18 protein-coding genes are annotated in these 18,677 nt (G+C 72.7%); 11 read left to right on the top strand and 7 right to left on the bottom strand.

Going from position 1 to position 18,677, the window contains the following annotated elements:
• Nucleotides 1–10: 10 nt before the first annotated feature.
• The 4 genes from ACFWPS_RS20530 to sigJ (ACFWPS_RS20515) all read left to right on the top strand — a co-directional run bounded on the left by ACFWPS_RS20530 (nt 11) and on the right by sigJ (ACFWPS_RS20515) (nt 4,926).
• Nucleotides 11–1,435, top strand: a complete 1,425-nt coding sequence (locus ACFWPS_RS20530; RefSeq protein ID WP_383707049.1) for a BNR repeat-containing protein — start codon at nt 11–13, stop codon at nt 1,433–1,435.
• A gap of 100 nt (nt 1,436–1,535) precedes the next feature.
• Nucleotides 1,536–2,561: a LacI family DNA-binding transcriptional regulator gene (locus tag ACFWPS_RS20525; protein ID WP_383707047.1), complete on the top strand. Its 1,026-nt coding sequence runs from the start codon at nt 1,536–1,538 to the stop codon at nt 2,559–2,561.
• A gap of 99 nt (nt 2,562–2,660) precedes the next feature.
• Nucleotides 2,661–3,962 (top strand): alpha/beta fold hydrolase, encoded by a 1,302-nt coding sequence (locus tag ACFWPS_RS20520; protein WP_383707045.1) that lies wholly within the window; start codon nt 2,661–2,663, stop codon nt 3,960–3,962.
• Nucleotides 3,963–4,029: 67 nt separating this feature from the next.
• Nucleotides 4,030–4,926 (top strand): RNA polymerase sigma factor SigJ, encoded by an 897-nt coding sequence (gene sigJ, locus ACFWPS_RS20515; protein ID WP_383707043.1) that lies wholly within the window; start codon nt 4,030–4,032, stop codon nt 4,924–4,926.
• A 7-nt stretch (nt 4,927–4,933) separates the two neighbouring features.
• Here sigJ (ACFWPS_RS20515) and ACFWPS_RS20510 read toward each other — a convergent pair whose 3' ends face one another.
• A complete protein-coding gene (locus ACFWPS_RS20510) occupies nt 4,934–5,125 on the bottom strand; it encodes a DUF5999 family protein (protein ID WP_383707041.1) in 192 nt (63 codons plus the stop codon).
• Nucleotides 5,126–5,313: 188 nt separating this feature from the next.
• Here ACFWPS_RS20510 and ACFWPS_RS20505 point away from each other — a divergent pair, with 188 nt between their 5' ends.
• Together ACFWPS_RS20505 and sigJ (ACFWPS_RS20500) are read left to right on the top strand one after the other, a co-directional pair.
• Nucleotides 5,314–6,006 carry an NAD(P)-dependent oxidoreductase gene (locus ACFWPS_RS20505; protein WP_383707039.1) on the top strand — a complete coding sequence of 231 codons (693 nt, stop codon included), beginning with the start codon at nt 5,314–5,316 and terminating at the stop codon, nt 6,004–6,006.
• The gene (gene sigJ / locus ACFWPS_RS20500; protein ID WP_383707037.1) at nt 5,999–6,979 is read left to right on the top strand and encodes an RNA polymerase sigma factor SigJ; all 981 of its coding nucleotides are present in this window, start codon (nt 5,999–6,001) and stop codon (nt 6,977–6,979) included. The genes ACFWPS_RS20505 and sigJ (ACFWPS_RS20500) overlap by 8 nt, the downstream gene beginning before the upstream one ends.
• Here sigJ (ACFWPS_RS20500) and ACFWPS_RS20495 read toward each other — a convergent pair.
• The gene (locus ACFWPS_RS20495) at nt 6,973–8,055 is read right to left on the bottom strand and encodes an aldo/keto reductase (protein ID WP_383707035.1); all 1,083 of its coding nucleotides are present in this window, start codon (nt 8,053–8,055) and stop codon (nt 6,973–6,975) included. The genes sigJ (ACFWPS_RS20500) and ACFWPS_RS20495 overlap by 7 nt on opposite strands.
• A gap of 169 nt (nt 8,056–8,224) precedes the next feature.
• Here ACFWPS_RS20495 and ACFWPS_RS20490 point away from each other — a divergent pair, with 169 nt between their 5' ends.
• Nucleotides 8,225–9,217, top strand: coding sequence for an AraC family transcriptional regulator N-terminal domain-containing protein (locus tag ACFWPS_RS20490; RefSeq protein ID WP_383707033.1), 993 nt, complete (start codon nt 8,225–8,227; stop codon nt 9,215–9,217).
• Between the two features lie 9 nt (nt 9,218–9,226).
• Nucleotides 9,227–10,063, top strand: coding sequence for a pentapeptide repeat-containing protein (locus ACFWPS_RS20485; protein WP_383707031.1), 837 nt, complete (start codon nt 9,227–9,229; stop codon nt 10,061–10,063).
• Here the strand turns inward: ACFWPS_RS20485 and ACFWPS_RS20480 are convergent.
• The gene (locus tag ACFWPS_RS20480) at nt 10,019–11,560 is read right to left on the bottom strand and encodes a cytochrome P450 (protein WP_383707029.1); all 1,542 of its coding nucleotides are present in this window, start codon (nt 11,558–11,560) and stop codon (nt 10,019–10,021) included. The two genes, ACFWPS_RS20485 and ACFWPS_RS20480, sit on opposite strands and share 45 nt — an antisense overlap.
• Nucleotides 11,561–11,668: 108 nt before the next feature.
• Between ACFWPS_RS20480 and ACFWPS_RS20475 the strand changes: the two genes are divergently transcribed.
• Nucleotides 11,669–12,274: a TetR/AcrR family transcriptional regulator gene (locus tag ACFWPS_RS20475; RefSeq protein ID WP_383707027.1), complete on the top strand. Its 606-nt coding sequence runs from the start codon at nt 11,669–11,671 to the stop codon at nt 12,272–12,274.
• Nucleotides 12,275–12,386: 112 nt separating this feature from the next.
• Nucleotides 12,387–13,118, top strand: a complete 732-nt coding sequence (locus ACFWPS_RS20470; protein WP_383707025.1) for a DUF2470 domain-containing protein — start codon at nt 12,387–12,389, stop codon at nt 13,116–13,118.
• Here the strand turns inward: ACFWPS_RS20470 and ACFWPS_RS20465 are convergent.
• The 3 genes from ACFWPS_RS20465 to ACFWPS_RS20455 form a co-directional block, all read right to left on the bottom strand.
• Nucleotides 13,086–14,288 carry a lactonase family protein gene (locus tag ACFWPS_RS20465; protein WP_383707023.1) on the bottom strand — a complete coding sequence of 401 codons (1,203 nt, stop codon included), beginning with the start codon at nt 14,286–14,288 and terminating at the stop codon, nt 13,086–13,088. The two genes, ACFWPS_RS20470 and ACFWPS_RS20465, sit on opposite strands and share 33 nt — an antisense overlap.
• A 107-nt stretch (nt 14,289–14,395) precedes the next feature.
• Entirely contained in the window at nt 14,396–15,454 is a 1,059-nt protein-coding gene (locus tag ACFWPS_RS20460) for a hypothetical protein (RefSeq protein WP_383707021.1), read from the bottom strand.
• The gene (locus tag ACFWPS_RS20455; RefSeq protein WP_383707019.1) at nt 15,451–16,731 is read right to left on the bottom strand and encodes an aromatic acid exporter family protein; all 1,281 of its coding nucleotides are present in this window, start codon (nt 16,729–16,731) and stop codon (nt 15,451–15,453) included. The genes ACFWPS_RS20460 and ACFWPS_RS20455 overlap by 4 nt, the downstream gene beginning before the upstream one ends.
• Before the next feature lie 330 nt (nt 16,732–17,061).
• Here ACFWPS_RS20455 and ACFWPS_RS20450 point away from each other — a divergent pair, with 330 nt between their 5' ends.
• On the top strand, nt 17,062–17,970 hold the full coding sequence (locus ACFWPS_RS20450) for a DUF3626 domain-containing protein (protein WP_383707017.1): 909 nt from the start codon (nt 17,062–17,064) through the stop codon (nt 17,968–17,970).
• Here ACFWPS_RS20450 and ACFWPS_RS20445 read toward each other — a convergent pair.
• Nucleotides 17,916–18,545, bottom strand: a complete 630-nt coding sequence (locus ACFWPS_RS20445; RefSeq protein WP_383707199.1) for a PAS domain S-box protein — start codon at nt 18,543–18,545, stop codon at nt 17,916–17,918. The genes ACFWPS_RS20450 and ACFWPS_RS20445 overlap by 55 nt on opposite strands.
• Between the last annotated feature and the right edge of the window lie 132 nt (nt 18,546–18,677).

The raw sequence follows: 18,677 nt of genomic DNA, 5'->3' as shown, positions 1-18,677 counted from the left end.
GGAGCCGCTCGTGAAAAGACGTACCGTGCTGGGCGCCGCCCTCGTCGGAGCCGTGGCCACCCCCGCCCTCGCCGCCGGCACCGCCCGCGCGGCCGACCCAGGACCCTCGGTGAACAAGCAGCAGAGCACCCGACTGGACGCCCAGGCCGTCTTCTTCGTCTCCTACGACGGCCTGGTCAACAACAACTCCTTCCAGAAGAACGGCCTGTTCACGTACAAGGGCTACCAGTACGCCGGCTGGTACACCTCGACCGGCTACGCGGTGGTCGGGCGCCGGGTGCTGGGCGGGTCGTCGTGGTCGACCGTCACCCTCGCCCACCAGCTCAAGTCCAGTGACTCGCACAACGTCATCTCCATGGGCGTGTCGAAGACCGACGGCCGGCTCCACATCAACATGGACTCGCACAGCGACGGCTTCTTCTACGTCAGGTCGGTCGCCGGGCTGCTCGACAACCCCGCCTCGACATCCTGGACTTCGGCCGTCTTCGGCGCCGTACAGACCTCTCTGGACGGGCTGTCGCTCACCTCCCAGTTCACCTACCCGCAGTTCGTCTCCACACCCGAGGGGAAGCTCCAGCTCAGCTACCGGGTGGGGATCTCCGGGAACGGCCGTAACGCCCTCGCGGAGTACGACGGTTCGAGCTGGACCGCGCTGGGGGAGTGGAGCGGCTCCACCGGGACGTACACGAGCGAGCACGGCTCGTCGACCGCCCGCAACATGTACCTGCACGGCATCGACTACGACGTCAACGGGCGACTGCACTCCTTCTTCACCTGGCGCGAGCAGAGCGCCGCGGTGATGTGCAACAGCGGTGGCATCACCAACCACGACACCGGCTACGTCTACTCCACGGACCGCGGCCGCACCTGGCGCAACGACGCCGGCACCCTGGTCGCCACCACCGGCAGCTCGGACACCGTCGCCGTCACCGACTCCGGGCTGGTCGTCGACTCCCTCAACCCCGACCACTCCCTGATGAACCAGGAGAGCCAGTGGACCGACTCCGCCGGCCTCCCGCACGCGATCATCAGCTACGTCCCCGGCCGCTTCGGCCAGTGCACCACCGACTACGTCGCCGACCGCACCGCGAACGGCCGCGCCTTCCACGTCCGCAAGAACTCCGCCGGCAGCTGGCAGAAGACCGAGATCCCGGTCGCCCTGAACTCCAGCCAGCGCACCAAGCTGGTCCTGGACAAGTACGACAACGCCTACGCCGTCCTCCCCTACGGCCGGATCGCCGGCGCGTCCAAGGCCTCCGGGTACTCCGACTGGGCACTGCTCTACGACGGCAGCGACCTGAACGCCTTCGGGGAGGTCGTGATCGACGAGATGCGCGTCAAGGCCGACAACGTGCTGTCGTTCATGTACCAGGAGACATCGAGCGGTACGACACCCTCCGCGCTCCATGTCGTCGACTTCGCCCTGCCCGCCTGACCCGGACCGGTGTGCGAGTCATGTCGTAATGTGAAGCCCTTCCCGATGTGCCCTTCCGTGCTGTGAAGGCGCCGCCCACGTTTTCTGGAGGTCTCTCCCGATGGCCCAGTCGGTGGGTATCAAGGACGTCGCCCGTGCCGCCGGAGTCTCGGTGGGCACTGTCTCGAACGTCATCAACCGTCCGGACACCGTCGCCGGCGAGACCCGGGCGCGGGTGCAGTCGGCGATCGACCGGCTCGGCTACGTCCGCAGCGAGTCCGCACGCCAGCTGCGCGCGGGCCGCAGCCGGATCATGGGCCTGCTCGTCCTCGACATGGGCAACCCCTTCTTCGTGGACGTGGCCCGGGGCGCCGAACGGGCGGCCCGGGAGGCCGGGCTCGGCGTGATGGTCTGCAACAGCGCGCAGAACGCCGGCGAGGAGGCCGACTACCTCGCGCTCTTCGCCGAGCAGCGGGTGCGCGGCGTCCTGCTCACCCCGGCGGACGCCACCGGCCGCAACATCGAGGCCTTCCGCCGGCACGGCATTCCCTTCGTCCTGGTCGACCGGGTCGCCGAGGGCACCACCGAGTGCTCGGTCAGCGTCGACGACGTGGCCGGCGGCGCCCTGGCCGTCCGCCACCTCGTCGACGCCGGGCACCGGTCCATCGCGTACGTCAGCGGCCCGCCCGGCCTCAACCAGGTCCGCGACCGGCGCACCGGCGCCCTGAACGCCCTCGCCGAGGCGGGACTCAGCCCCGACGCGCTGCGCGAGCTGCCGACCGAACGGCTGGACGTGGCCGCCGGGCGGGACGCGGGCGCCCGCCTCCTCGGTCTCGCCGACCGGCCCACCGCCGTGTTCTGCGCCAACGACCTCCTGGCCCTCGGCGTCCTCCAGGCCATGTACGCGGCCGGGGTGGTCGTCCCGGACGACCTCGCCATCGTCGGCTACGACGACATCGAGTTCGCCGCCGCGGCCGCCGTACCGCTGACCTCGGTCCGCCAGCCCGCCGTCACCATGGGGGCGATGGCCGCCGACCTCCTCCTGGAGGAGACCGAGGACCGCGAGGGCCGGGCACCGCACGAGCACCGCAGGGTGGTGCTCCAACCGGAACTGGTGGTACGCCGCTCCAGCCTCGCCGCCCGCTGATCGGGTATTCAGTAACGATTTCATGATCCCGGGGGTGGACCGGACCCGGACGTGTGCTGAACTGGGGCGCGCGACCATCCGTCCGTCCCGGGAGAACCGTTGAGCCTCAGCTACCGCCAGCCCGGCGTCGTCCTCACCGACCGCCACTTCACCGTCCCCCTCGACCACGCGGAGCCGGACGGTGAGACCATCGAGCTGTACGCGCGGGAGGCGGTCGCGAGCGACAAGGCGGACCAGGGGCTGCCCTGGCTGCTGTATCTGCAGGGTGGTCCCGGTTTCGGGGCGAATCGTTTCGTCGGGCGGCAGGCCTGGCTCGACCGGGCCCTGGCGGAGTACCGCGTACTGCTGCTCGACCAGCGTGGCACCGGCCGCTCCACCCCGGTCAACCGGCAGACGCTGCCCCTGCGCGGCGGCCCGGCCGCCCAGGCCGACCACCTGGCCCGCTTCCGCGCCGACTCGATCGTCCGGGACTGCGAGGCGATCCGTCCGCAGGTCACCGGGGGTGCCCCGTGGACGACCCTCGGCCAGAGCTTCGGCGGTTTCTGCACGATGACGTACCTGTCGTTCTTCCCGGAGGGCCTCAGGACCTCCGTGATCACCGGCGGCCTGCCGTCCCTCGACGCGCACGCCGACGACGTCTACCGCGCCGCCTACCCGCGCATCGAGCGCAAGGTCGCCGCGCACTACGACCGCTATCCGATGGACGTCGAGCGGGTCCGGCGGATCGCCGAGCACCTCCTCGACCACGAGGTGGTCCTGCCGGGCGGCTACCGGCTCACCGCCGAGGCCTTCCAGTCCCTCGGCCTGATGCTGGGCACCGGCGACGGCAGCCACCGGCTGCACTTCCTCCTGGAGGACGCCTTCGTCCGCACCCCGTCCGGCCCCGAACTCTCCGACGCCTTCCAGGAGCAGGTCCTGGGCCTGCTGTCGTACGCGAGCAACCCGCTGTACGCCCTGGTCCACGAGCCGATCTACGGCCAGGACGCCCGCCCCACCGCCTGGGCGGCCGAGCGGGTCCGCGCCGAGTTCCCGCAGTTCGACGCGGCCAAGGCGCTCGCCGGCGACGCCCCGGTGCTGTTCACCGGCGAGACCGTGCACCCCTGGATGTTCGAGACCGACCCGTCCCTGCGGCCGCTGAAGGAAGCGGCGGAGCTGCTCGCCGCCCGCACCGACTGGCAGCCGCTGTACGATCCGGCCCGCCTCGCCGCCAACGAGGTCCCGGTTGCCGCCGCCGTCTACCACGACGACATGTACGTCGACGCCGGCCACTCGCTGGCGACCGCACGGGCCGTCCGGGGCCTGCGCACCTGGGTCACCGACGAGTTCGAGCACGACGGACTGCGCACCGGCGCGCCGAGGGTCCTGGACCGGCTGCTGAAGCTCGCCCGCGACGAGGCGTGACGTCCCGTAAAAGAAGTTGCGGGTGCGGCGGGTCCGCATAGTCTGCGGCCCTGGAGGAACGGGGGACATGAACATGGACACGGAACTGCTGGCCGGCCGTTTCCAGGAGCACCGCGGCCAACTGCGCGCGGTGGCCTACCGGATGCTCGGCTCGCTCGCCGAGGCCGAGGACGCGGTCCAGGAGGCCTGGCTCAGGCTCGGACGTACCGACGCGGACGAGATCAGGAACCTGGGGGGCTGGCTGACCACGGTGGTCGGCCGGGTCTGCCTCGACATGCTGCGCTCCCGTACGGCGCGCCGCGAGCAGCCGATCGACGAGACGTTCGTCCCGGACCCGGTGATCAGGCCGCTGTCGGGCATCGACCCCGAACAGGAGGTGCTGGAGGCGGACTCCGTCGGGCTCGCCCTCCTCATCGTCCTGGAGACGCTGGAGCCCGCCGAGCGGCTGGCGTTCGTGCTGCACGACATGTTCGCGGTGCCCTTCGACGACATCGCCCCCGTCGTGGAACGCAGTCCGGCGGCCACCCGGCAGTTGGCCAGCCGGGCCCGCCGCCGGGTCCAGGGGGCGACGCCCACCGCCGACCCCGACCTCGGACGGCAGCGCCAGGTGCTGGAGGCCTTCCTGGCCGCCTCCCGGGGCGGTGACTTCGAGGCGCTGGTCGCCGTGCTCCACCCCGATGTGGTGCTGCGTGTCGACTCGGGGGCGCTGGTGCGTGGCGCGGCCGCGTCCAAGGTGGTGCGCGGTGCCCGGGCGGTGGCCGAAGGGGCGTTCACCTTCCGGCAGTTCGCGGGCTGGGCGCGGCTCGCGCTGGTCAACGGCACGGTCGGCATGGTCACCGCGCCCGAGGGGCGCCCGCTCTCCGTCATGGCGGTCACCATCGCCGACGGCCGGATCACCGAGATGTACATCCTGGCCGACCCCGAGCGGCTCGGCCGCCTGGACCTCACCGCAGAGGAGAACTGACAGCCACTCAGACGGCGGTGGCCGGGGGCCGACGGGGGCTCACGGTCTGTCCGTCGGGCAGGAGTTCACCGGTGTCGTCGAAGACGATCGTGCCGTCGCACAGCAGGCTCCAGCCCTGTTCGGGATGGGCCGAGACGACGACGGCCGGATGGCGGCCGGGGTGGTCGGTGCCGGGGCACGGGGGCTGATGCCTGCACATGGTCCGTCTCCTGTCCTGCGGGTTCCTGCCTCCGTGGTAGCCGAGTTTGTTTTCCGCCGGATGAAGAGGACCCCCACAGGGCCGGAAACCCAGCGGTGAGTTTCCGGCCGGCGGTTCGGCGAGGGGCGGGATGTCACATTCGGTGCCGTCGGTCCCCTCTCAGTGGGCAGGACCGAGAGGGGAAGCACATGAAACTCGTCGTATTCGGGGCCAACGGCCCCACCGGACGGCAGGTCACCGCGCAGGCGCTCGCCGCGGGGCACGCGGTCACGGCCGTCACCCGCCGCCCCGCGGAGTTCCCGCTGAGCGACCCGGGGCTGCGGGTGGCCGGCGCGGATGTGCTGGACCCCGCCGCAGTGGCCCGCGCCGTGGCCGGACAGGAGGCGGTGATCTCGACGCTCGGGGTGCCGTACGGCCGCAAACCCGTCACCGTGTACTCCGAGGGCATCACCCACATCGCACAGGCCATGACGGAGCACGGCGTCCGGCGTCTGGTCTGCGTCTCCTCGACCGTGCTCTTCGGGGTGGCGGCACCCGGTGAGACCTTCTTCTTCCGCAAGGTGCTCGAACCGCTCATCGCGCGCACGATCGGACGCACCGTGTACGAGGACATGCGGCGCATGGAGGACATCGTGCGGGACAGCGGTCACCGGTGGACGATCGTCCGCCCCGCCGGCCTCTTCGACACCGACGCCGTCAGCGACTACCGGGTCGACACCTCGCGGCTGCCCGGCCGGTTCACCTCGCGCCCGGATCTGGGAAACGCGCTGCTGCGGGAGGCCACCGACGACCGTCATGTGGGCGCCGCCGTCGACGTCCGCACCACGGAGGGCGTGCCGGGCATTCTCGACGTCATCCGAAAGGAGGCCTTCGGTGGCTGACGACCGCCGCGAGAGCCGGGCACCGGACGGGGCGGACCCCGCGCACGCTGCCACGCGGCTCTTCCTCGACCACCGCGAGCTGCTGTTCTCCGTCGTCTACAACATGCTCGGCAGCGTCGCCGACACGGAGGACGTGCTCCAGGAGACCTGGCTGTCCTGGTCCGGCAAGAACCACCGGGCACCGCTGGCAGAGATCGGCAACCCGCGTGCCTATCTCGTCCGCGTCGCGGTGAACCACGCGCTCGCCCGGCAGACGGCCATCGCCTCCCGCCGTGAGACATACGTCGGCCCCTGGCTGCCCGAACCCCTGGTCACCGACGCCCCGGCCGGCCTCGCCCCGGACACCGCCGACCGTACGGTCCGCAACGACTCGGTCTCGCTGGCGATGCTGGTGGTCCTGGAGACCCTCACCCCCCTGGAGCGGGCGGTGTTCGTCCTCCACGAGGTGTTCGGCTATCCCCACACCGAGATCGCCGGCATGCTCGACCGCAGCCCCGCCGCCGTCCGCCAGGTCGCCCACCGGGCCCGCGCCCATGTGCACGCCCGCCGCCCCCGCTACCGGGCCCGTCCCCGGGTCCGGCGGGAGGCGACCGAACGGTTCGTCGCGGCCGCCCTCGGCGGCGACCTGCACGCGCTCCTGGAGATCCTCGCCCCGGACGTGACGGTCTGGATCGACGGCGGAGGCGCCCGGCAGGGGGCCGGGCTGCGACCGGTCCACGGCCGGGAGAAGGCCGCCCGCATGCTGGCCGGCTACGCCTCCCGGCGCGCCGGGGACCTGGACGTCCACTACCGCAGCGTCAACGGCGACGACGCGGCGGTGCTGTTCTCGGGCGACTCCCCGTACGCGGTGATGGTCATGGACCTCACCCCGGACGGCGACCAGGTCTCCGGCGTCTACGTCGTCACCAACCCGGCCAAGCTCACCCACGTACGACCGGACGAGGAGGACCCCGGCCAGGCCCCTGATCAGTAGCGGGCCGTGCTCTCCAGCAGCGGCGGATACACCGCGCTCGGCACCCCGTCGACCGTGGCACCCGCGTACTTGAGCATGGTGCCGACGCGGCGGTTGAGGTCATGGGGGAAGCCGAGGGCGGGGGCCGACACCTCGTCGAGACGGGTCGTCTGCTCCGGTGTCAGGCGGACGTCGAGGGCGGCGACACTGGCCTCCAGGTGGGCGAGGGTGCGCGGGCCGATCAGGGTGGAGGTGACGCCGGGGCGGTTCTGCACCCAGGACAGGGCCACGGCGGCCGGGCTCGCGCCGGTCTCCTCGGCGACCTGGGCGAGTGCCTCGATCACGGTGAACTGCTCGGCGGAGGGCTGCCCGAGGACGGCCGCCCGCTTCGTGTCGGCCGGTGCGGACCCACCCCGGCGGTACTTCCCGGAGAGATAGCCGTTCTTGAGCGGGCTCCAGGGCAGCAGCCCCATCCCGGCGTCCTGCGCGAGCGGGATCAGCTCGCCCTCGATGGTGCGCTCCAGCAGCGAGTACTCCATCTGCAGCGCGGTCACCGGCGTCCAGCCGCGCAGCAGCGCCGTGGTGTGGGCCTTGGCGGTGAACCAGGCCGGGGTGTCGGAGAAGCCGACGTACCGGATCTTGCCGGCCGTCACCAGGTCGTCGAGCGTGCGCAGGGTCTCCTCGACCGGGGTGGACCGGTCGTGGTTGTGCAGCCAGTACAGGTCGACGTAGTCGGTGCGCAGCCTGCGCAGCGAGTCCTCCAGCTGGCCGACGATCGCCTTGCGGCCGGCGCCGCCGCCGTTGGGGTCGCCGAGGTGCAGGTTGCCGAAGAACTTGGTGGCCAGCACCAGGCGGTCGCGGCGGCCGGGGCGGGCGGCGAGGAAGTCGCCGAGGATCGCCTCCGAGTGGCCGTTGGTGTAGAAGTTCGCGGTGTCGACGAAGTTGCCGCCGAGGTCGAGATAGGTCCCGAGGATCTTCTCCGACTCCTCGACCGAGCAGCCGAAGCCGCCGTCCTCGCCGAAGTTCATCGCGCCGAGGCAGAAGGGGCTCACCTTGAGCCCGGACCGGCCGAGACCGACGTACGAGTCGAGTGACATGAAACGCTCCGTGGAGGTCGCGGTGGAAGTCGCCGGGGAGCCGGCTCTTCGAGCAAACCAGCCTGAGCTGCGGGAACGTTAGGGCGATCGCGCCGGAGGCTTGCACGATCCTGTCGATGTGCGCGGACGGGGCGTTGCGGCCGGTCCCTCGCCGGCGTTTGAATCGAGCGTGTCCCTCGACGAACTGCGCTCCCTGATCGACCGGCACGCCCCGCGCGACGCCGACGCCGTCCCCGCGATCGACGGCCTCATGCTGACCCGCGCCGAGCGGCCCACCGGCCCCCGCTCGGGCATCGCCGACCCCGTCCTCGCGCTGGTCGCCCAGGGGGCGAAACGGCTGACGCTGGGCGGCCGGATCTACGACTACGAGGCCGGCCAGTACCTCGTCGTCTCGGTCGACCTGCCGGTCTCCGGCCAGTGCACCCGGGCCGCCCCCGACCACCCCTTCCTCGGCTTCGGCCTGCGCCTGCGCCCCGCCCGGCTCGCCGCACTGCTCCTGGAGTCCGGCACCGGCCCACGTACCGACGGCACCGGCCGCCGCACGATCGGCACCGGCACCGGCTTCAGCGGCGGCCGCACCGACCCCGGCGCGGCCGGCGCTGTCGGCGCGGGCCGCCGTACGGATCTGCCCGCGCTCGCCGTCGGTGCGGCCTCGGCCGACCTCGTCGGCGCCGCCGCCCGGATGGTCCGGCTGCTCGACCGGCCAGCCGACATCCCCGTCCTCGCCCCCATGATCGAGAGGGAGATCCTCTGGCGGCTGATCACCGGCGAGCAGGGCGCGCTCGTCCGGCAGATCGGGCTCGCCGACAGCCGGCTCACCCAGATCAGCCGGGCCGTCCGCTTCATCCGTGATCACTACACCGACCCGCTGCGCATCGAGGACCTCGCGCGGCTCGCCGGGATGAGCGCCTCGCCGTTCCACCGGTACTTCCGCGCGGTCACCGCGATGACCCCGATCCAGTACCAGAAGCACATCCGTCTCCAGGAGGCCCGGCTGCGCCTGATGAGCAGCACCGACGACGTGGCCGACGTGGGGTACGCGGTCGGCTACGACAGCGCCTCCCAGTTCAGCCGCGAGTACCGGCGGCAGTTCGGCCGGCCGCCCGGGGCGGACGCGGCCCGGCTGAGAAATGCGGACGAGGAGGTCCTCGCCGGTCAGTAGGCTGACCGGGTGCCAGAACAGATATCCGAACGGACCCGGCTGACCGGCGACTGCGCCCGCTGTTTCGGGCTGTGCTGTGTCGCCCTGCCGTTCACCGCCTCGGCGGACTTCGCGGTCGACAAGCCCGCCGGAAAGCCCTGCCGCAACCTCGGCGGCGATCACCGCTGCGGTATCCACGCCGAGTTGCGGCAGAAGGGGTTCGGCGGCTGCACGGTCTACGACTGCTTCGGCGCCGGGCAGAAGGTCTCGCAGGTCACCTTCGGCGGCCGGGACTGGCGTGGCGGGTCCGAGGAGGACGCCCGCCGGATGTTCGACGCGTTCCCGGTCGTACGGCAGCTGCACGAACTGCTCTGGTATCTGACGGAGGCCCTGGGCCTGGCCGCCGCCCGCCCCGTCCACGCCGAGCTGCGCGCCGCGCTGCGGAAGACCGGGCAACTGAGTCTCGGCACGCCCGAAGAGCTGGCCGCTCTGGACGTGGCCGCCCATCGGCAGGAGGTCAACGTGCTGCTGCTGCGGACCAGCGAGCTGGCCCGGGCGGGGGTGCGCGGCAGGAAGAAGGACCGGCGGGGCGCCGACCTGATGGGCGCCCGGCTCAGGGGCGCCGACCTGCGCGGGGCGAGCCTGCGCGGCGCCTACCTCATCGCCGCCGACCTCACCGGGGCCGATCTGCGGGACGCGGACCTGATCGGCGCCGACCTGCGCAACGCGGACCTTCGCGACGCGGACCTCACGGGCGCGTTCTTCCTGACCCAGCCCCAGCTCGACGCGGCCCGGGGCAACGCCGGGACGCGCCTGCCGGCGTCAGTCACCCGCCCGGTGCACTGGACAGCCGCCGCCGCTCTCTGACGCGGGCGCCTCCGGCACGGTCACCGGCGCCGGGGCGGGGGTGCGCCGCTCCAGCCGCAGCCGCAGCCCCTCCGGCATCAGCGTGAGCCGCTCGGTCACCCGCAGCCGGTAGTCCGGGTCGGCCCCGAGGGCGTAGCGGCGCAGCAGCAGGCCGAGGACCAGGGTGGCCTCGTGCAGGGCGAACTGGCGGCCGATACAGGCGCGCGCGCCGGTGCCGAACGGCTTGAAGGTGTGCGGAGCCCGGCCACGGGCCGCCTTCGCCTCGAACCGGTCCGGGTCGAAGCTCTCGGCGTCCGGGCCCCACACCTCGGGGTCCCGGTGCAGCATCGGGGTCAGCACCAGCGCCCAGGCGCCCCGCCGCATCGGATGCCGCCCGGCCAGCACGGTGTCCTCACGGGCCTCGCGGGCGAAGGCGGGGGCCGTCGGCCACAGCCGCAGCGACTCGTCGAGGACCCGGCGGACATAACGGAGTTTGGCGACCTGGTCGTAGCCCGGCGTCGGTGTGTCACCCCAGACGCGGTCCACCTCGGCGGCCGCTCGGGCGGCGATCTGCGGGTGCAGGGCGAGATAGTGCAGGGCGAAGGAGAGCGCGCCCGAGGTGGTCTCGTGGCCGGCCACCAGGAAGGTGATCACCTGCCGTCGTACGTTCTCGGCGGACAGCCGCTCACCGGTCTCCGGATGGGACGTCTCCAGCATCCGGTCGAGCAGGTCGCCCTCCCCGCGGCCGGTCCGGCGCCGCTCGGCGACGAGGTCGTCGACCGTGCGGTTGAGGTGGTCGATGTCGGCCGCGTTGCGCCGGGAGGCCTGCCGCAGCATCAGCGGGGCCAGCGGCGCCGGCACGCTGTTCAGGCGCTGTGCATAGGTGAGGGTGCCGATCATCGAGGTCACGAAGGGGTGCGGCCGGTCCCGCTCGAACGAGCCGAAGTCGTGCCCGAAGCCGGTACGGGCGATCGTCTCCAGGGTCAGCTTGGTCATGTCGCCGGGCACGTCCACCCAGCGGCCGGCCGCCAGCTCGCGGTCCCAGTGGTCGCTCAGCCGCCCGGCCACCGCCAGCATCATCGCGTGGTAGCCCTCCATGGCCTCCCGGCTGAAGCCCGGGGCCAGGACGTCGTGCGCCAGCTGCCAGTTCGACTCGTGGTTGTAGGCCGTGAACAGGCCGTCCCCGGCGACCGGACGGAGATTGGCCACCCCGAGCCCCACGTGCTTGGCGAACCGGGCCTCGTCGGCCATGTCGGCCGCCAGTTCGGCACCCCACACGAACACGAACTCGTTGCCGAACGCCCTGCGCCGGAAGATCGGGCCCAGCTGCCCGCCGATCCGCATCGAGTCCTGGAGCGGGGTGCGCCGGTCGACGCCCAGGACGTCACCGAGGAGCGGCAGCCGGCGCGGCGGGTGCGGGATGCGGTGCAGCTCCGGCCAGCCCTGCTCGGCACCCCGGAACCCCTTCGGCAGCGGGCTTCCCGGCCCCGTCCCCGGCTGTGTGACCGTCTCCGTCATGACGCGATCTCCCTCGATGCTGCGGCACGTCGAGCTAGTTGTACGTGGGTTCAATAGGCGGTTTCAGTCTCGTCCCGTTGTTGAACCCACGTCAAGTAAAGTGCGGACATGGTCCCGAACCAGGGTGAGCGCAGCCGCCGCAGACTCAGTACCGCGGAGCGCCGTGAGCAGCTCCTCTCGGTCGGGGCGAAGCTCTTCTCGGAGAGCCCGTACGGCGACGTGTGGATCGAGCAGGTCGCCGAGATCGCGGGTGTCTCCCGAGGTCTGCTGTACCACTATTTTCCGACGAAACGTGATTTCTTCGCGGCGGTCGTGGAGCGGGAGAGCGAGCGGATGCTGCGGATGACCGCGGCCGAGCCCGGGGTGCCCGCCCGCGAACAGCTCGCCGCGGGCCTCGATGTCTACCTCGACTACGTCCAGACCCACGCGCACGGCTTCCGCGCCTTCCATCGCGCGGAGGCCTCCGGCGACCAGGCCGTGCGCCGCGTCTACCGGCAGGCCCAGGCCGCCCAGGAGCGCCAGATCCTCGCCGCCCTCGCGGGCGACCCCGAGTTCGGCCCCGCCCTCGAACGGCGCCCCGACACCCGCCTTGCGGTGCGCGGCTGGCTCGCCTTCACCACTCATGTCTGCCTGGAGTGGCTGCGCACCGAGGAACTGACCCGGGAACAGGTACGGGACCTTTGCGCGCGGGCGCTGCTGGGCGTCATCTCCTGACCGCCCCGGTTCCTTTCCTCGCCCTGTTCTTCACATGCGTGACGCGCTCCGTGCTTGGCGTACCCTCCGATCTTCGATAGGTTAGGTGAGGCTTACCTAAGGAGGATGCGGGATGGGTGACGAACAGGCAGCCTGGGCGGCCGGACCCGGTGCGGCGGAGCAGGCCCGGTCCCTGCTGGCCGTCGCGTGGTCGTGCATGGTGACCGCGGACGGCGGACGCGAGGAGTACGTCGGCGCGCACGCCGTCGCCGACGACGGCCGGGTGCTGCTGCACGTGCCCGAGGACAGCGCCCTGCTCACGGCCGCGATCTGCGCCCCGCGCGGCGAGCCGTCCGCGGTGCTGGAGTTCGCCGACGTCGCGCCCGTCCCGGTGCGGGGCCGGATCCGGGCCCGGCTCTGGATGGCCGGCTGGTTCGCCCCCGTCGACGAGCACCTCGTCTTCCACCCCACCCGCGTGGTGCTGCGCCGGCCCTCCGGCGCGGTGGTCGTCGACCTCGACGAGTTCGCCGCCGCCCGCCCGGACCCGCTGGCCGGCGCCGAGGCCGGACTGCTGACCCACCTGGCCGACGCCCACCCGGACGCCGTCGAGCGGCTCACCCGGCTCGTCGAGCCCGAGAGCCTGTATGCCGCGACCCGCGTCCAGCCCCTGGCCGTGGACCGGCACGGACTGACCCTGCGCATCGAACGCACCCGCGCCCACGGCGACGTACGGCTCGCCTTCCACGCACCCGCCGACGACGTCGCCCAGCTCACCGAGCGCATGCACGTGCTGCTGGCCCGGGCGAGCGCGGCCGCCTCCTGCCCGCGGACGCTACAGCGGCAGCGCGCAGACGGCGACCGGTGACGCGAACGGCTCGCCCGCGAGCCGGAGTTCACCACTGTCCGGGTCGACGGTGAAGACGCTCACGGTGCCGGACCGCTGGTTCGCCGCGAACAGCAGCCGGCCGTCGGGGGAGAAGGCGATCTGCCGTGGGAAGTCCCCGTGCACCGGCACTGTGTCCAGCAGCCGCAGCCGGGCCCCGTCGGCCTCGACCGCGTACCGCGCGAGCGTGTTGTCACCCCGGTTGGCCAGATAGGCGTAGGCGCCGTCCGCGGTGACCAGGACCTGGGCCGGGTAGTTGGTGGTGCCGGCGGCGCTGCCGGTGGACTGCGGCGCGCCGATCGACAGCCGGCCGGTGGCCGGGTCGTAGGAGCAGACCGCGACCGTGTCGCCCACCTCGTCGGCCAGGTACGCGTACCGTCCGCCCGGGTGGAAGGTCAGATGGCGCGGTCCCGCCCCCGGCTTCGTGTGCGCCTGGGCGACCTCGGTGAGCGTGCCCTGTGCCGGATCGAGGCGGTAGCTGTAGACCGTGTCGGTGCCCAGGTCCACGGCGAGGACGTGGCCGCCGTCCGGGCTGGTGATGAACTGGTGCGCGTGCGGGCCCTGCTGGCCGGGTCCGGGGGCCGGACTGGAGTGCGTGACCAGGGCCGTGCGCTCGCCGAGGGCGCCGGCGGCGTCGATCGGGTGCACGGCCACACTGCCCGAGGTGTAGTTGGCGCTCAGCAGCCAGCGGCCGGTGGGATGGACCGAGAGGTGACAGGGGCCCGCCCCGCCCGTGCTCCGGCTGCCCAGGATCCTCCGGTCCGCCATGCGTACGGCGGTCACGCTCCCGTCCGCGCGCTCGTTCACCGCGTACAGCGTGCGGCCGTTCGGATGGACGGCCAGGTACGACGGGTCGGCAACCCCTGTGAGCGTGCCGGTGCCGGTGATCTCGCCGGTCGCCGGGTCGTAGGCGGCGAGGCCGATGCCGGTGCCGCCGCCGTCCACGGAGGTGTAGGTGCCGAGGTAGAGCGGGCGGGGAGCCGAGGGAGTCTTCGCCGGGGTGGCCGCCGCCGGGTGCGCCGCCCGGCGCGGCCGCTCCGCGGGCGGTGCCGCCGGGGCCGGGACCGCGACCACCGCGGCCGCGCCGGCCAACGCACCGACGAACCGGCGCCTGCTCCAGCCGCCGCGTGTCCCTTCCGTATCACTGCCCATGCCACGCACCTCAGGTCGTGAGTCACCCCGGACCTGACACACCTTGACGTGGACCCAGGGGGCAGCGCAAGAAAAGCAACGCCTGTTGCATCCAGTGCAATGGTGCGTTACCAGTCGCCGTCCTCCACCGGCTCGCCCGCCGCGTCCTTCAGGGGGACCACCTGCCCCGGGGACGGCTGCTGCCAGGGCTCCAGGTCGTCGCCGAGCCAGTCGCCGACCGGCTTGACCGCCTCCAGGGCATCCGTGGGGGCGAGATCCCGGGCGTCCTGGTCGTAGTAGTCGTACCAGGGCAGCCCCGCATGGGTGTACGCCGCCCGGTCCACCGGCGACGGCGGGGGCGCCTCGCCCGTGATGCGGCGCCACTGCGGGGGCGTGACCAGGTGTACGAAGACGCGTCCGGCCGGGGTCCCGGCCCAGTCCCGCAGCGGCCGGTCGTCCTCGTACACCTCCTGGCGCATCGAGCCGCCGACACCGAGGCCCATCCCGGCCGACCTGGCGACCGGGGCAGCGCCCGGGGCGGGAGCGGGAGCGGGGAGGGCGGACATCATCGGCAGGGCCGCACCGAGGCCGCCGGCCGGTCCGGCCCCGCGGGTGCGCTCCCGCCGCAGCTGCTCCTGCCGCAGCCGCTCCAGGCGCCGCCACTCGGCGAGCGGCCCGTCCGCGAGCGTGAAGGACTGAAGCTGCACCCCGCCCCACACCTCATCGCCGGTGACCTGCCCTTCCACCGTCGCGCCCAGCCCGAGCGGCACCGCCACGAACTGGCGGACCGTGCCCTTCCCGGAGTTGATGCCGTCCAGCCATGGCTGCCGGGGCAGGACCAGGTAGTTCTGCGGCTTCCGGGACAGCCGGTCGCGCCACGGCTCGCCGGACACCGCGCACACCTTGCCGACGCCGACCTGGAGGGCGGCCGGTTCCGTCGTGCCCGCGAAGCTCAGCCACATCGCCTCGCGCAGGTACACCGGCAGCATCACCCCGCCCCGCGCCCGCCACTCGGCCGGAACCGTGTCCGGGTAGTCGCCCACCCGCCGGACCGGGAACTCGCCCAGCCCCGGCGGCAGCGGATGCGTGCCCGTCTCGGGCAGCCGCAGCGTGCGCACGAACCGCACCGCCACCCCGCCCGGCAGCCGCAGTGTGTTCCCGTCGATCCGTACCGCCGTGTCCGTCATCGGCGTGCCCCCTTCCCCGTCCCGGAGGGAGAACGCACCGCACCACCGGCCCGGTTCCGCCGCAGCCGCTCCGGTACGCCCACCCGCTCCCGCAGCCAGGTCAGCCACGGCAGCTTGGCGCGCTGCTCGCCGGAGACCCGGTCCAGCTCCTCCAGCAGCCGGCGGGTGCGGTGCTCGGTGTCCAGCTCGTCGAGAAGCCGGTTGACCTCGGTCAGGACGGCGCCGAGCAGCTGCCAGTTCTGGTCGTCGCGGTGGATCTCGTCCCGGAGCAGGTCGGCGAGCTTGTCGCGGGTGCCGGTCGCGGTGTGCAGTTCGGCGGCGAGCCTGGCCTCGGCCGACTCGGCGTTCTCGCTGATGCTGGTGGTCACGAGTACCGCGAAGCTGACCACGGCGTCGGCGATCCGGGACAGCAGCTGCTCGACGGCGGCGCCCGTGTCCGGTGCGAACAGCGGTTCGGGTTCACGGGCCTTGGCCAGGTCGGTGAAGGTCCGGGCCAGCACCCGCAGCACGACCGTGCAGATCTCCAGCGTGTCCAGGCCGGTGCGCAGCACCACCCGGTGCAGCAGGCCCTCCCTGACCCGCGGATTGAGCCGCAGGCTGTCCTCCGCCTGCCGCAGCGCCGCGTCCACCTCCACGATGGCGTGGTCCAGGCGGCGGGCCTCGTGCAGCCGTGCGGCCGCCTGCTGCCATGGCATGATCTCCGCCGCCTCCTCGCCCATCCGCAGCATCAGCTGCCGCAGGCGGCGGGCCAGGCCCTCGATCGACTCACCGGCCTCGTCCACCCACACCGGGGGCGGGAGCAGCAGGTTGCAGCCCATGCCGACGACCGCGCCGATCAGGGTCTCCACGATCCGCGCCCACGCGGTGCTGCTGATGGTGGTGACCCCGAGCACCAGCATGGCGCTGATCGCCACCTCGGGGATGTACTCGTCGACGCGCACCAGATGCCCCACCGCCAGTGAGGCCACGATCAGCAGGGCCAGGCTCCACCAGGTCAGCCCCACCAGCTGGCTGAAGGCGATGGCGACGAGCACGCCGGCCACCACCGAGTTGACCCGGCGGAAACCGTTGGTCAGGGTGGCGTACAGGGTCACCTGGACGACCAGCAGCGCGGTCAGCGGTGCGGTCAGCGGTGCCGGTTCCGGGCTCAGGTGCAGCGCGACGACGTAGGCGATCGTGGCCGCGGTGGCCGACCGCAGCGTCTGGACGACCACCGGGTCCCGATGCCGCCGCAGCAGTCGCGAGAGTCCCTCGGTCCACTTCCGTACGTCTGACATCCTTTGGCCTGTTCCCGCTCGCGTGACACGTCGAACGTATTTTCCACAGATCGCTCGCGCGCGCTAGTGGCTGGTTGACCGGAGTGGATTACGGAGCGTCTCCCGAAGTGCAGTGGAGACCGCGGCACGGCACCGGAAACCGAACGCCTGGCCGATGCGTCTCCTGCAACCGGGGACAACCGGACGGTCGGGTGGGACGGAAGGGCTGGGGCGTCATCGCCCTGACGAGCCGGCTCCGCGGCGAAATCGCCGTGACCGGGCCGACGGTGATCGGCTAGGGTCGGCCGGCATCGGACAGGCCGCAATCGGACGGGCCACAGGGGGGACCCGATGGATCTCGCGGACGCCGGGACGGCACGGAGCGCGGCGGCGCTGTGCCACGTGGCGGCGCTGTCCTCCGGGCCGCCCCTCGACCCCCGTCTGCGGATCACTTTGAACTTCCACCCGGACCGGATCTCGGCCGGTCTGCCGATCCTGGAGGCGCTCGCCCGGGACGGCGCCTACCACTCCCAGTTCGTCACCGGCACCAGCAACGGCGGGCTCACCGCACACCCCGGCGGCGACCGGTGGCGCTGGGAGAGCCGGATCTTCGGCGGGGCCTACGACGACGCCGACCCGGCCGAGCGGCCGGTGTACGGAGCGCTGGACTTCCGCCGCCAAGTGGTCGGCGCGGCCCCCCGGTTCGGTTCCTCGCACCTGCGCCTGACCGGACCGGCCCGCCACCGAGCCACCTTCTGCTACCCCGACAGCGCGGCCGAGCCGACGGATTTCGGCGTGGCCGCCGGCACCCACCTGCTCGCCCTGGCCGGGGCCGACGAGCGGGACGCCCTCGACGACTACATCGAGAGCCAGGTGCACGGCGGGGTGCGGCTCGACCGGGACGTCGAGGCCCTGGTGCTGGACGCCTGCTACCGGAACACGCCCGTGGCGGCGGCCGCCCGTCGGCTGCCCTTCCCGGTCGAATGGCACCCCGGCTACCGGCTCACCGTGCCCGGCCTGCGCCGGCACGCCGACCACCGGGGCCCGCAGTACGCCGAACTCGGCGCTCTGATCGCCGAGAAGGGCGTCGTCGACCCCCGGATCATCGGCGCGGCGGCCCGTACCGGCCGGTACGGGATCCAGGACCTCAAGATGGTCTGGCACACCCTGGCCCGCTTCGGCGCCCCGGAGGGCGCGGGCACGGCCTACTCGGCCGGGGCGGGCGGCCAGACACCCGGCCGGAGCACGCCCAAGGCGTAGGCGCGGGCCACCAGTTCGGTACGGTTGGCCGCGTCCCAGCGGGCCGACAGGCGGCGCAGGTGGTAGGTGACGCCGTCCCTGGTCAGGCCCAGGTCACGGGCGGCTCGCGCGGTGGTGGCGCCCCCGGCCAGCAGCGCCAGCACCCGCCCCTCGACCGGGGTGACCCGCACGGGCTCGGCCCGCGGCGCCTCGCGCTCGCCGTCCACCTGCAACATCACCAGCAGCGAAGGCGTCTCGCCCACCGCCTCGCTCACCGGATCCGCCGTCAGCTCCCCGTACCGCTCGGCCCCGTCGGGCGCCCGCCACCGTACCGACACCTGGTAGCGCGAGCGGTGCCGCAGCCGCAGCGCCTCGGCGATCCGCTCCACCTGGGCCTCCTCCTGCGGACGGAACAGCTCCAGCACATCCCGGCCGCGCAGCCGGCCCGGTGTCGTACCGCACTCGGCGGCCATCGCCGGGTTGGCCAGCACCACCAGCCCGTACACGTCGCACACCGCGACCGGCACCGCCACCCGGTCGAACAGCGTCAGGGCGCGATTGCGCCACACCACGCCGTCGAGCCCGCCCGCCTCCATGCCCACCGCGGCTCCTCTTCCGTCCCTCCTCATCCAAGGCGACCGGCCAGGCCGGAAGCAACTTCACCGGCACCGCGCAAGAGCCGGCGGGCACTTTCGACTGCACGTTCGTGTAGTGCCGCGGCGCCGGTC

It is taken from the genome of Streptomyces sp. NPDC058457, assembly GCF_042720695.1.
Taxonomy (GTDB): Bacteria; Actinomycetota; Actinomycetes; order Streptomycetales; family Streptomycetaceae; genus Streptomyces.
Note: the sequence above shows the minus strand (reverse complement) of the source record. Positions and strands in the feature narration are given on the sequence as shown.